Consider the following 11,779-nt stretch of genomic DNA (forward strand, 5'->3'; position numbering starts at 1 on the left):
GAGGTCAACCGAACCCCGGCCCTGGCCGAGACTGTGAAGAGAATTCACAGATGTAGTCAATTTTTTGAATGAGACCTAACAATGCAGAAGGCGCGCACAGCCCTGTGGGCTGTGCGCGCCTTCCGCGGGGGCGTGCTTCACGAGTTCTGGGTAGCTAGACCTTCCAGACCGCCACCATGGCCGGGCGGGGCTGGGAATCGCCACCGTCGGGCCAGTGCGACATGGGGTTGTCGGCAGACGCCTCGTCGAACTCACCCGGGTGCTGCACGGCGACGACGACACGCTCGTCCTGGATGATCGGCCCGCAGGTCTCGCCGCCGGCAGGGACGGTCAGGAACTGGCGGGTCTCGCCGCGACGGTCGCCGTCGAGGACAACCGCGAACAGGCCGTCGTTGGAATCGAGAGCGTTGCCGTCCGTCGACACCCACAGGTTGCCCTTGGAATCGAACGCGAGGTTGTCAGGGCAGGAGATCGGGCTGACCTGGCTCTTGTCGAAGCCACCGAAGTAGGTGTCCGCCTCGTTCGGGTCACCAGCGACGATGAGCAGGTTCCACACGAACGTGGTGCCTGCATGGTCGTCTTCCAGCTCGAGAACCTGACCGTTCTTGTTCTTGTTACGCGGGTTCGCTTCGTCGGCTGCGGCTTTGCCCTCGGTGCCTCGGTTGGTGTTGTTGGTCAGTGCCACGTACACCTTGCCGGTGACCGGATTGGGCTCGAAGTCCTCCGGGCGGTCCATCTTCGTGGCGCCCACCTTGTCGCCGGCCTGTCGGGTGAAGACCGCGACCTCTTCGGCGGACATGCCGTCGACGAGGGACTCTCCTCGTCCATCCTCACCGGTGCGGAGCAGCGGAATCCACTCACCCTTACCGGCGAACTTGCCCGACGGCGGAAGGGTTCCGCTGCCGTCGATGGCGTCGGGTGCATCGCCCGTGAGCACGGCCACGTAGAGCGTGCCTGCATCGAGGATGGTTTGATTGTGCCTCATGGCGGCCTGTCCGTTGCCGGACATCATCTTTCGACTGGACACGAACTTGTACATGTAGTCGAACCGCTCGTCGTCACCGCTGTAGGCGACGACCGTGCCGTCGTCGGTGACGTAGATCGTCGCGGCCTCGTGCTTGAAGCGGCCCAGTGCGGTGTGCTTGATCGGAGTGGAGTTCGGATCCCACGGATCGACCTCGACGACGTAGCCGAATCGGTTGACCTCGTTGGGTTCCTGCGCGATGTCGAATCGCTTGTCGAAGCGCTCCCACTTGCGATCGCTCGCGGCTCCCTCGATGCCGTAGCGCGCGAGACGCTCGGCGACGACGGGATCGGTGACCGACTCGGCGTTGCCGAAGTACTGGTTGATGTTCTCTTCGCCCGAGAGCACCGTGCCCCACGGCGTCAGGCCACCGGAACAGTTGTTGAACGTGCCGAATGCCGTGGTTCCGGTCGGGTCGACGGAGGTCTTGAGGAAATCGCTGCCCGCGGCGGGGCCGGTGATCACGAATTCGGTGGTGCCGGTGATACGACGGTTGTACTGGCTGAACGCCGGAGTCAGCTTGCCGGATCCGGACTCACCGTTCACCTGCAGGACCGAAAGACCGTGTGCGGCAAGCGCGATGTCGAACTGCTCGCGCGTCGGGTTCTCCTCGTCGTATCCCTTGAACAGGAACGGCTCGGTGGTGTACTCGTGGTTGACCACCAGCAAGTACGCGTTCGGGGTTCCCTCGATGGGCAGCAGGCCCGCGAAGTCGTTGTTGAAACCGAACTGCATGGCCTGCGCGGCTGCCGTCTGATTGTCGAAGTCGAACTCCGGCGCACCCTCGAGCACAGGGTCACCCCACCGAATGACGATGCCCTGCTCGTAACCCTCGGGGACGACGACGGCGTCCTCGGTGTTGGGCGCGACAGCGGTGAAGTCGACGCCGTCGACGGGCGGGGTGTCCGTCGCCCCGGCAGAACCGGTGGCTGCAGGCTCGTCCGTGCTGCAGGCGGCGAGAACACCACCGGCACCGACCGCGACGACGGCCATCGCGCCGCCGCGCAGCACACCACGCCTCGACATCGCCGTCTTGACGATGTCGCCGAAGTACTGACCCTTCGACGTGTTCGGCACCTCGTGGAAACACGCGTCGCCGCACTTGTACTTGCACGTCAGGTTCGATCGCGAGGAACTGCCGTCATGAACCGAGAGAATAGGGAGAAGCTTCATGAACGGGGAGAGTGTCAGTCAAAAGCGAAGGTAAAGGAACGTGATGGTGAAGTCACGACCAACGAGCCTTACCTAACTTCCACTCACGTAGGGCTACAGAACCTGGGACAGGAACTGCTTGAGACGATCGGTGTGCGGATCGTCGAACAGCTGATCAGGAGTTCCGGTTTCGACGGCACTGCCGTGGTCCATGAACAGAACCTTGTTGGACACCGAGCGGGCGAAGCCCATCTCGTGCGTCACGACGACCATGGTCATGCCACCGGACGCGAGGTCGGCCATCAGTGCCAGAACACCCTTGACCAGCTCCGGGTCCAACGCGGAGGTGGCCTCGTCGAAGAACATGACCTCGGGCTTCATGGCGAGAGCTCGGGCGATTGCCACACGCTGTTGCTGGCCTCCGGAGAGGTTGCCGGGACGTGAATCGGCCTTTGCGGACAGTCCGACGAGTTCGAGCTGTTCGAGCGCGGCGGCCCGTGCTGCTTCCTTCGACAGACCCTTCAGCTTGCGGGGTCCGAGCGCGATGTTCTCGGCAACGGTCTTGTGCGGGAACAGGTTGAAGTGCTGGAAGACCATGCCGATGCGCTGACGGAGATCGTCCGGATTGTCCTGCAGTACCGACTTGCCGGCGAGCAGAATGTCGCCCTGGTCCGGCTCGTGCAGACGGTTCAGTGCGCGCAGCAGTGTGGATTTTCCGGAACCGGACGGGCCGATGACCGTCGTGGTCTTGCCTGCGTCGACATGGATGTTGACTCCGCGCAGCACCTTGTTGGTACCGAACGCAAGGTGAATATCGTTGCCGGTCAATGAAACCGAAGACATGACTACCTCTCCACCGCGATGATCTTTTCCACCGGATCCAACGTTCCCGACGTGTCGGCCTTGCCCGATCGCAGCCGCTTGTCGATGAAGTTGACCAAGTGGGTCAGCGGAATCGTCAGGAACAGATAGAACACGCCTGCCGCGAGCAACGGTGACAGGTTGCCGGTCTGCGCGGCGGTGTCCTGGCCGACTCGGAACAACTCACGTTGCGACGCGAGCAATCCGAGGAAGTAGATCAGCGAACTGTCCTTGATCAGCGAGATGAACTGGTTGACGATCGCAGGAAGGACGCGGCGGATGCCCTGTGGCACGACGACAAGTGTCATCGACTTGCGGTAGCTGAAACCCAGAGCCCGCGACGCTTCGAGCTGGCCGGAATCGACGCTCTGAATGCCGGAGCGGAAGATCTCGCCGAAGTACGCCGCCGCCATGAGCGACAGCGCCAGGATGCCGAGCGGAAACGGGCTGCGGCTACCGGTGTACTCGGTCAGCGTCGGCCCGAATCCGAGGCCGATGAGAAGAATGACGACCGCCGCGGGCAGGCCACGGAAGATGTCCGTGTACACCCGCGCCGGCCACCGGAGCCAGCGGGTGCGGGAGATACCCGCCACCGCCAGCCCGAGCCCGATCACCGTACCGATGACCCCCGACGACGCCGCCAAGATGAGGGTGTTCGGCAATCCGACGGTGATCAGTTTGGGAACGGTGTCCCAGATGAGTTCCCAGTCGAAGAACGTGTCGTACAGATTCGACAGTGTGCTCATGTTCTAGTTCGCCGGAGGGGTGGACGCCTTGCTGCCCGGCTTCCAGTCCGCGGGAACCTCGCGGTCCGGGTACCACTCCTTCTCGAGGGTGCTCCACGTGCCGTCGGCCACCACAGCGTCGAGGCCGGAGTTCAGCGCGTCGATCAGTGGCTGGTTGTCCTTCGCGACAGCGAACGCCGTGAAGTTGGTGGTGTTGATGGTCTTCTCCAGGATGGCGACGCCGTCCTCGGCCTTCACCTGACCCGAAGCCTGCTGCGACGGGGCGACCCACGCGTCGATCTGGCCGGACTTCACGTTCGCGTACGCAGTGTTGTAGTCCGGGAAGCGAACCGGCTCGATGCCGAGGGTGTTGGTGACGTAGTCGTCCTGAACCGTGCCCTGCACGACACCGATGCGCTGCTGGTCGTCCAGCTCGGCGATGGTCTTGACCGCGTAGTCGTTCTTCGCGACGAGCGCCATTTCACCGAAGTCGTAACCGTTGGTGAACCCGACGGTGTTGCGGCGGGCGTCCGTCGTCGAGATCGACGAGGATCCGGCGTCGTACACCTTGTTGTTGACCGCTGCGAGCAGCGAGGAGAACTCGGTGGCGGAGAACTCGACGGTCAGGTCGAGCTTCGCAGCAACGGCCTTCAGCAGCTCGTTGTCGAAGCCGGTGAAGTTGCCTGCCTCGTCGATGAAGATGTTCGGCGGGGCGTCGGACAGCGTGCCGACGTACAGCGTTCCAGGCTTGATGAGCCCGAGGTTCGCGGTGTCGATCTGATCGAGCGGTGTCACGTCCTCGGTGGTGTACTTGTCGAGGGACTGCTGGTCGGAACCGGCGAGTGCGTTCTCCCCGGTTCCGCCCGAGCTGTTGTCACTCGAGCAGGCGACCGCCCCGAGCGTGAGTGCGAGCGCCGCAGCGACAGCCGCGATACCGCGGCCTCGTAAACGTCGACTGGTCAAGAGAGAACTCCTCGGTGCATGGTTTCGATGACCACTGAGGCTAACGTGCCTGAGCTGGTGATCGGTACCCGGATTGCGAACGTGTTAACCAACTCGCGTCGTCTTCGTTGTATTCCGACCGTCGTCATGACATTCGTCATTGCCGATCCGTGACGTTGTAACCAGAACCGGTGACCGCGCGCACTGCCCCGACGCGAGCGGGTCCGGAAGGCTTCGGAGTCATGAGGAAGTTGACGCCGTTGCGGCCGTGGCAGGTACTGAACAGGTACCTGTACGAGCTCGACCTTGCCGGGACTCGGTACACGGTCGAGGTCGATATCGCCGACGACGACGTGGCTCAGCTCTATGCGGACGGGCGGCTTGTGTCCACGCTGGACCTGCCCGCGTCGTTCGCCGTCGGAGATGGCCGAATCGACGTCGCCGCGTCGCTCTACGGCGTCACCCGGGTTCATTTCTCGAGACGCGACGGCGTCGGGCGCAGGCTCACGCCGGTGCGAGGGACGCTCGAAGACCGACGCCGACGCCTGGGCGAGCGTCACCCGGTTCTCAGCAGGGTCATCGGGTGGGTGGCGATCGTACTTCTGATCGTCAACCTGATTCTGGCGGTTCCGTTCGCTCTGGAGATCGTGACGGAAATTCCGGTGGTGGCCGAACGATTCGGAGCGTTCGTCTCGCCGATCCAATTACCCGTGTGGGCGAACACGACCCTGTTGCTGGCCGGCATCGTCGCCGCGATGGAACGTGCACTCACGCTGCGGCACAACAAGATTCTCGACATGGAAACGATATGGACATCGATGTGAACGAAGGAAACGGAGAAGACATGACTGCACCCGACCTGATCTCGATCGAGGATTTCTTCGGCGCGCCCGAGCGCACCGGGGCGTCGATCTCGCCCGACGGCAGCAGGATCGCCTACCTGGCGCCCTGGCGAAACCGTCTGAACGTGTGGATCCAAGACCTCGAGGAAGGCTCCGAATCGCGCTGTGTCACCGCCGACGATGTCCGGAGTGTGCTCGACTATCGGTGGACGGATGACCCGCGCTGGCTTCTGTACCTTCAGGATTCCGGTGGAGACGAGAACCACCACGTCTTTCGTGTCGATCTGCACGACCCGGATGCCGCCGCCGTCGACCTGACCCCGTTCCCCGGGTCACGGGTGTACTCGTTGGAGCAGTCCCGCGAGAAGGACGGCGTGTTCACTCTCGCCATGAACGCGCGGAGCCTTGCCGAGTTCGATCTGTACGAATTGGTCGTTTCCACAGGAGAATTGACGGTCATCGGCGAGAGCCCGGGACCGGGGACGGGCTGGAGTGCAGGCGTCGGAGGCGACCTCCTGCTGTCCGAGTTCACCGATCAGGGCCACATGAAGATTTCCCGTCGCCGCGCGGGATCCGACGATGTCACCCACGTGACGACCTTCGACGGTTCCGATTATCCGTACGGCGTGACGCTGACGCACCCGACCGCCGACGGCACGGGAGTGTTGATCGACTCCGTGACGAACAGCGATCTGACGGTGCTCGCGCGCATCGACCTGGAGACGGGCGAGGAGACCGTCGTCGACAGTCATCCGAGCATGGAGTTGGATGCGTCTCGGCGTGCTGTCGAACAGAGTGGCTCGCCCCTGATCTTCAGCAGGGCGACGGGTGAGCTGATCGGTGTGCGGTACCTCGGCGAGCGGCAGGTGATACACGCCGTGGATGCGGGTTTCGCCGAGGTTCTGAAGAACGTGGAGGCCTTGTCCGACGGTGACGTGGGAGCCCTGTCCTCCGATGACTCCGGCAATAAATGGGTGGTCGGTTTCACGCACGACCGTGACCCCAACGTCACGTACTTCTACGACCACGAGTCGGGTGAGAGCCGGATGCTGTTCCGGCCGTATCCGCGCCTCGACTCGCGTGACATGGCGAATATGACACCGGTGACGATCGAGGCCCGCGACGGATTGCCGCTGCCGTCGTACCTGACGCTCCCTGTGGGTGTCGAACCGGCGAACTTGCCGATGGTCGTTCTCGTCCACGGCGGACCGTGGTATCGGGACGCGTGGAGGTACACGCCAGGTGTGCAATTTCTTGCCAATCGCGGGTACGCCGTGCTGCAGATCAACTTTCGCGGATCGACGGGATACGGCAAAGCACACACTCAGGCAGCGATCGGTGAATTCGCCGGCAAGATGCACACCGATCTGGTCGACGGCGTGGAGTGGGCTGTTGCCCAGGGTTACGCCGATCGCGACCGCGTCGCGATCATGGGCGGGTCCTACGGCGGGTACGCGGCGCTCGTGGGAGCCACGTTCACGCCGGAGGTGTTCGCGGCATCGATCGACTACGTCGGGGTGTCCGACCTCGCCAACTTCATGCGCACACAACCGGCGTTCGCGCGGCCCGGACTGGTCAACAACTGGTACCGGTACGTCGGCGACCCCGCGATCCCGGAGCAGGAAGCGGACATGCTTGCGCGGTCACCGATTTCGCGGCTCGACGACGTCACCCGCCCGCTCATGATCGCCCAGGGCGCCAACGATGCCCGTGTGGTCAAGGCCGAATCGGACAACGTCGTCGAGCGGCTTCGAGCGAGGGGCGTCGAGGTCGACTACCTCGTCTTCGACGACGAAGGGCACGGATTCGTCAATCCGGAGAACAACATCACGTTCTACCGTGCGGTCGAGAAGTTCCTCGCCGAACACCTAGGCGGGCGCGCGATGTAGCCGACGGGCCCGGAGAACGGTGTCGTGGGTGTGATGCGCCCCCTCGGGCGGAGCAGTCGTTCGAGGACGTGTCTCGTCGATCTCGACCGTCCACGACTCGTCCAGGAGCTCGGCTATGCCGTGTGGCTCGAAGAAGTCCGACGGCTTGATCCCGTTCCACTCCTGGTCGGCACCCACGTCGTGATTCACGACGAGGAGAGTCCCGCCCGGCGCGACGGCGTCGGCGATCGCGCGAGCCGCGGCGGGATTCGCCTTGGGAATCGCGAAGTAATGCAATGTCACCAGGTCGAATGCCGCGACCGCCGGCGCCTCGGCAACGTAGTCCGCGTGGACGAAGGTGATGTCCCCGGTGCCCTCCGCGCGCTCGGCGGCGCGAGCAAGCGCAACGGACGAGATGTCCGACGCCGTGACGGTCCATCCTTTCGACGCCAGCCATCTCGCATCGTCGCCCTGCCCGCAGCCGATGTCCAACGCACGGCCTGGCTCCAGTTCAGCAACCTGTTGTACCAGAACCGGATTGGGATTGCCGCTCCAACCCGAGCCGTTGCCCGAGTGCATGTCGTCCCAGAACTTCTCGTTCATGATCATCGGCCGATCACCTCGAATCCATGACGAGCACTGCCGAGCACGATCTCGCAGACCTCCGCCTCGGAACTTGCCGAGAACACATCCATTTCTGTCATGAGACCAACATGCCGCACCCGCCCGTGTTTCGGCAAGGGAGTTTGCCGAAACAGCAAACCGATCGATGAAGGGCTTTAATTGTCGTTCGCAGCGTTCCGCCAGGCGATGGCCTCTTTCAGCTCGGTCAGGTCGTAGCCGGGACCACCGGTTCCGACGGTGAACAACGTGGCCCCGGCGTCGACGAAGCCTTGGGCTTTGTCCGCGCCCGGCCAGGCGACGGACCTGGCGATCGAGCTGACGTCGCGCCCGACGGTGTCGCCGTGCTCGGCGAGGATTCCGGATTTGCGCGTCAACTCGTCGAGATCGGCGAAGCTGTGCCAGATGTGTGCGTACTGCGCGACGAGCTTGAGAGTCTTCTTCTCGCCGCCACCGCCGATGAGGATGGGGATGTCGCGCGTCGGCGCCGGGTTGCCGACCTTCAAACGATCGACGATGCGCGGCAGGTACTCGGCAAGGAGCTTCAGGCGTGAGCCCGGTGTGCCGAAGTCGTAACCGAAGTTGTCGTAGTCCTTCTGATTCCAACCGGCGCCGATGCCGAGGATCAGCCGACCTCCACTGATGTGGTCGACGGTGCGAGCCATGTCGGCGAGCAGGTCCGGGTTGCGGTAGCCGCCGCCGGTGACGAGGGCGCCGATCTCCACGTTCGACGTCTGCTCGGCCCACGCACCGAGCATGGTCCAGCACTCGAAATGCTCGCCGTCGAGGTCGCCGTACAGCGGATAGAAGTGGTCCCAGTTGAAGACTATGTCGACGCCTGCGTCCTCGGAACGGAGAACCGCGTCGCGGATGAGCTGGTAGTCGGGAGCGTGCTGGGGCTGAAGCTGAACGCCGATTTTCACAGTCATGACCTCCAGTATGCGCGCTATCCGATGGTGACGCCGCAGTCCAGCATCGTCGCCCGCAGTACGAATCCGGCTTCCTGGCCGATGATCTCGCCGACCAAAGTGATGAACAGATCCACGAATTCTCCACCGTGCGAAGAGTTTTCGGCACGATCGAAGTGATGTGCCAGCTCGTGCAGAACCACCAGTTCACGTAGCGCCCACGCCTCGTTCCGGCGGTGAAGCGGAACGGCGATGGTCTGAGTGTCCGGTTCGTAGTGCGACGCCCCGGTCCCGGACCGCTCGCGAACATGTACGACGCTGTCCGCATGCGGCCACCGGGCCTGCACCCAGTTCATCGCCAGAACGGCATCGACATACCTCTGCACGGACTCGATCGACGCGAACTTCCGCTCCACCGGCAGCGTGATCGTGGAGCCGTGAATTTCCACGGACCGCAGATTGCGTTCCTCGGCGCGATCGAACATGCGCCGGACCATCGTCTCCGCCTCGTACACCTTGGAACGCTGCGAGTCCCTCATCTTCACCGGCGCGATCATAATGCCGCCCACCGACCGTTCACGCCCGGTTCCGGTGGATTCACCTCTGCGGGTGGGCGCGCTCGTTGTACTCCAGGGCAACGCCGATCCAGTAGTCCAGACCGCCACCGGCCACACCGTCGGAGTCGACGGTGATCCAGCCGTTGCCCATGTCGCGATCTCCCATGACCGCGGCTCGTGCTCCTCGTCGAGAAACCAGGTCTTCCGTCTGCGCGGGATCGGTTCTGACGAGCAATTCGCCGTCGAAGTGGGCACCGACGGCGATCTTGCCGCGGACCATGAACTGCAGTCCGCCGAACATTTTCTTCTCCACGACGGACGGCTCGTCGACGAGTGCTTCGCGGATCCGATCCGCCAATTCCGCGTCGTACGCCATGGACGGATACTAGGACGCGGGAGGCGCCCCGTCGATGTATAGTCTGCTATACGTATAGCTTCCTATACATCGGAGGATGGACATGGCCCGTCGTTGGTTCTACGCCGGATCGACCGGGCTTGCTGCAGCCCTGCTTGTCGCCGCAGCGGCCTGGCTCCTGTCCCCGGTCGCGCCGGGGCTGTCCGCGATAGTCTTCGGACTGTGTGCGCTCCCGGCGTGTGGCGCACTCGGATGGTTGTTCTGGGTGGCGCCTGTGACGATTCCGAAACAGGGACCGTCCGAGGGTGACGTCGAATCTACCTGGCTCAGTGCAGCATTGAGCGGAACAGCTACCGATCTGATCATCGTGATCGGCCTCGGCCTCGCGGCAGTGTCCATCGGTAGAATCGATGTCCCGGCAGCGACACTGTTGATCGGACTGCTGCTCGTCGCCCTCGCATCGTGCACGACACGCTACGCGATCGAGCGCCGACGAACCCTCGCGTGAGATGAAGAACGACGTTCGACGACGACGACTCCAACTCGGTTGGTCCCAAGCAGATCTCGCCGACCGCATCGGCGTCACACGGCTCACCGTCATCTCGATCGAGAAGGAACGGTACGACCCGAGCCTGCCCGTCGCATTCCAGCTTGCCGCGGTCTTCCGATGCCGAATCGAGGACATCTTCGACCCGCAATGACGCCGGACCTACGGCCGAATGCGAAGAACTCGAATCTTCTCGGCCTCGTCCAGCTCGAAATAGAACCGCAGAGTGACGGGACTGCCCGGGAAATCACCTGCGATCTCCGCCTTCACGTCATGACCGTCACCGGACACCGTCGGCGTCCGGGGACGATAGGTGACGTCGGGAACCTCGGTTCGCCACGCGCGAATCTCGTCGATGCCGTGGTGCTCCCGGCCCTCGTCCTCGACAACGGCATCGGGACGGAACTGTGCAAAGTATGCCTCCAGATCGGAATCGGCGGCGAGTTCGAAATACCTGTCGATGAATGTCATGACGGACACGCTCCACCCTCCCCCACCGGGAGAGTCAACTCCAGGCAGGATGTGGGCATGAACGGCCTGCTCACCATCGGTGAGTTCTCCCGCATCACTCATCTGTCGGTGAAGACGCTCCGTCGCTATCACGAATCCGGCATGCTCGAACCCGCCGAGGTCGACGCCCACTCCGGTTATCGCTATTACACGACGGCGCAGGTGCCGACAGCTCAGATCATTCGCCGGTTTCGGAGTTTCGACATGCCGGAGCGCGAGGTGCGCGCGATCGTCACCAACCCGGACCCGACGCAGCGGGCGGGGCTGGTTCTGGGGCATCTGGAACGGCTCGAACGTCAGGTGAAGGAAGCGGAGTCGTCGATCAGCGCGATGAAGAGGCTCCTCCGACCGACCGGGACTTCCGTGGCGGTCACGCGTCTCGTCACCGAAAAGGTCACGGTCGCGGCGATATCCGGCGAGGTGGACTCGTCGAACATGCTCGAGTGGTATTCCGACGCCATGGCCGAGCTCGACGCGGTGGTCTCCCCCGACGGCAGTCCTGGCGGGTTGTACGACAACGACCTGTTCACCGACGGCCGCGGAACGATGACGGTGTACCTGCCCACGACCGATGCACCTCGGATGGGACGGGTGCAACCGCTGACGATCGGCGGAACGGAGCTGGCGACGACGGTGCACCACGGCAGCCACGACGACATCGACGTCACCTACGGTGCGCTCGGGGTGTACGTCGAATCCAACGGCCTCGCGATCGCCGGCCCGGTACACGAGACCTATCACGTCGGACCGCGCGACACCGCCGACCCGAGTCGATGGCGAACCGAAATCGGCTGGCCGGTTTTCGGAACGTAGCCGACGGGTGCGGTTACCATTCGTCGTCGGCACACGTCGGCACCCAACACTCGG

General features: G+C 63.5%; 12 protein-coding genes and 1 pseudogene. 5 read left to right on the plus strand and 8 right to left on the minus strand.

What is annotated here, in order from left to right; all coding sequences use genetic code 11:
* Positions 1-154 precede the first annotated feature (154 nt).
* The 3 genes and pseudogenes from ACFULT_RS01645 to ACFULT_RS01655 form a co-directional block, all read right to left on the minus strand.
* Positions 155-2,197 carry a PhoX family phosphatase gene (locus ACFULT_RS01645; protein WP_037109865.1) on the minus strand — a complete coding sequence of 681 codons (2,043 nt, stop codon included), beginning with the start codon at positions 2,195-2,197 and terminating at the stop codon, positions 155-157.
* 93 nt (positions 2,198-2,290) lie between these two features.
* The gene (locus ACFULT_RS01650; RefSeq protein ID WP_037109863.1) at positions 2,291-3,019 is read right to left on the minus strand and encodes an amino acid ABC transporter ATP-binding protein; all 729 of its coding nucleotides are present in this window, start codon (positions 3,017-3,019) and stop codon (positions 2,291-2,293) included.
* Between the two features lie 2 nt (positions 3,020-3,021).
* Positions 3,022-4,725, minus strand: a pseudogene (locus tag ACFULT_RS01655) (ABC transporter substrate-binding protein/permease).
* A gap of 221 nt (positions 4,726-4,946) precedes the next feature.
* On the opposite strand from ACFULT_RS01655, the gene ACFULT_RS01660 reads away from it, so the two are divergent.
* Both ACFULT_RS01660 and ACFULT_RS01665 read left to right on the plus strand, forming a co-directional pair.
* A complete protein-coding gene (locus tag ACFULT_RS01660; RefSeq protein WP_037110104.1) occupies positions 4,947-5,528 on the plus strand; it encodes a hypothetical protein in 582 nt (193 codons plus the stop codon).
* Between the two features lie 20 nt (positions 5,529-5,548).
* On the plus strand, positions 5,549-7,435 hold the full coding sequence (locus tag ACFULT_RS01665; protein ID WP_378480444.1) for a S9 family peptidase: 1,887 nt from the start codon (positions 5,549-5,551) through the stop codon (positions 7,433-7,435).
* Here the strand turns inward: ACFULT_RS01665 and ACFULT_RS01670 are convergent.
* The 4 genes from ACFULT_RS01670 to ACFULT_RS01685 form a co-directional block, all read right to left on the minus strand.
* Positions 7,415-8,023: a class I SAM-dependent methyltransferase gene (locus ACFULT_RS01670; protein ID WP_378480445.1), complete on the minus strand. Its 609-nt coding sequence runs from the start codon at positions 8,021-8,023 to the stop codon at positions 7,415-7,417. The genes ACFULT_RS01665 and ACFULT_RS01670 overlap by 21 nt on opposite strands.
* A 170-nt stretch (positions 8,024-8,193) precedes the next feature.
* Positions 8,194-8,964, minus strand: coding sequence for an LLM class F420-dependent oxidoreductase (locus ACFULT_RS01675; RefSeq protein ID WP_378480446.1), 771 nt, complete (start codon positions 8,962-8,964; stop codon positions 8,194-8,196).
* 17 nt (positions 8,965-8,981) lie between these two features.
* Entirely contained in the window at positions 8,982-9,500 is a 519-nt protein-coding gene (locus tag ACFULT_RS01680; RefSeq protein WP_378480447.1) for a TIGR04338 family metallohydrolase, read from the minus strand.
* 40 nt (positions 9,501-9,540) lie between these two features.
* Positions 9,541-9,876 carry a TfoX/Sxy family protein gene (locus tag ACFULT_RS01685; protein WP_378480448.1) on the minus strand — a complete coding sequence of 112 codons (336 nt, stop codon included), beginning with the start codon at positions 9,874-9,876 and terminating at the stop codon, positions 9,541-9,543.
* Between the two features lie 82 nt (positions 9,877-9,958).
* Here ACFULT_RS01685 and ACFULT_RS01690 point away from each other — a divergent pair, with 82 nt between their 5' ends.
* The gene (locus ACFULT_RS01690) at positions 9,959-10,363 is read left to right on the plus strand and encodes a hypothetical protein (protein ID WP_241483759.1); all 405 of its coding nucleotides are present in this window, start codon (positions 9,959-9,961) and stop codon (positions 10,361-10,363) included.
* A gap of 1 nt (position 10,364) precedes the next feature.
* Positions 10,365-10,556, plus strand: coding sequence for a helix-turn-helix transcriptional regulator (locus ACFULT_RS01695; RefSeq protein ID WP_033189486.1), 192 nt, complete (start codon positions 10,365-10,367; stop codon positions 10,554-10,556).
* Between the two features lie 8 nt (positions 10,557-10,564).
* On the opposite strand, the gene ACFULT_RS01700 is transcribed toward ACFULT_RS01695, so the two are convergent.
* Complete coding sequence (locus ACFULT_RS01700; RefSeq protein ID WP_037110096.1) at positions 10,565-10,873, minus strand: nuclear transport factor 2 family protein; 309 nt, start codon at positions 10,871-10,873, stop codon at positions 10,565-10,567.
* Between the two features lie 57 nt (positions 10,874-10,930).
* Between ACFULT_RS01700 and ACFULT_RS01705 the strand changes: the two genes are divergently transcribed.
* The gene (locus ACFULT_RS01705) at positions 10,931-11,725 is read left to right on the plus strand and encodes a MerR family transcriptional regulator (protein WP_378480449.1); all 795 of its coding nucleotides are present in this window, start codon (positions 10,931-10,933) and stop codon (positions 11,723-11,725) included.
* The last annotated feature ends 54 nt before the right edge of the window (positions 11,726-11,779 follow it).

It is taken from the genome of Rhodococcus sp. NPDC057297, from assembly GCF_042667435.1.
Taxonomy (GTDB): domain Bacteria; phylum Actinomycetota; class Actinomycetes; order Mycobacteriales; family Mycobacteriaceae; genus Rhodococcoides.

What these genes read in the sequence shown, in the direction of transcription:
- ACFULT_RS01645 (WP_037109865.1), bottom strand. Translation starts at nt 2,197, where the DNA reads ATGAAGCTTCTCCCTATTCTCTCGGTTCATGACGGCAGTTCCTCGCGA.
- ACFULT_RS01650 (WP_037109863.1), bottom strand. Translation starts at nt 3,019, where the DNA reads ATGTCTTCGGTTTCATTGACCGGCAACGATATTCACCTTGCGTTCGGT.
- ACFULT_RS01660 (WP_037110104.1), top strand. Translation starts at nt 4,947, where the DNA reads ATGAGGAAGTTGACGCCGTTGCGGCCGTGGCAGGTACTGAACAGGTAC.
- ACFULT_RS01665 (WP_378480444.1), top strand. Translation starts at nt 5,549, where the DNA reads ATGACTGCACCCGACCTGATCTCGATCGAGGATTTCTTCGGCGCGCCC.
- ACFULT_RS01670 (WP_378480445.1), bottom strand. Translation starts at nt 8,023, where the DNA reads ATGATCATGAACGAGAAGTTCTGGGACGACATGCACTCGGGCAACGGC.
- ACFULT_RS01675 (WP_378480446.1), bottom strand. Translation starts at nt 8,964, where the DNA reads ATGACTGTGAAAATCGGCGTTCAGCTTCAGCCCCAGCACGCTCCCGAC.
- ACFULT_RS01680 (WP_378480447.1), bottom strand. Translation starts at nt 9,500, where the DNA reads ATGATCGCGCCGGTGAAGATGAGGGACTCGCAGCGTTCCAAGGTGTAC.
- ACFULT_RS01685 (WP_378480448.1), bottom strand. Translation starts at nt 9,876, where the DNA reads ATGGCGTACGACGCGGAATTGGCGGATCGGATCCGCGAAGCACTCGTC.
- ACFULT_RS01690 (WP_241483759.1), top strand. Translation starts at nt 9,959, where the DNA reads ATGGCCCGTCGTTGGTTCTACGCCGGATCGACCGGGCTTGCTGCAGCC.
- ACFULT_RS01695 (WP_033189486.1), top strand. Translation starts at nt 10,365, where the DNA reads ATGAAGAACGACGTTCGACGACGACGACTCCAACTCGGTTGGTCCCAA.
- ACFULT_RS01700 (WP_037110096.1), bottom strand. Translation starts at nt 10,873, where the DNA reads ATGACATTCATCGACAGGTATTTCGAACTCGCCGCCGATTCCGATCTG.
- ACFULT_RS01705 (WP_378480449.1), top strand. Translation starts at nt 10,931, where the DNA reads ATGAACGGCCTGCTCACCATCGGTGAGTTCTCCCGCATCACTCATCTG.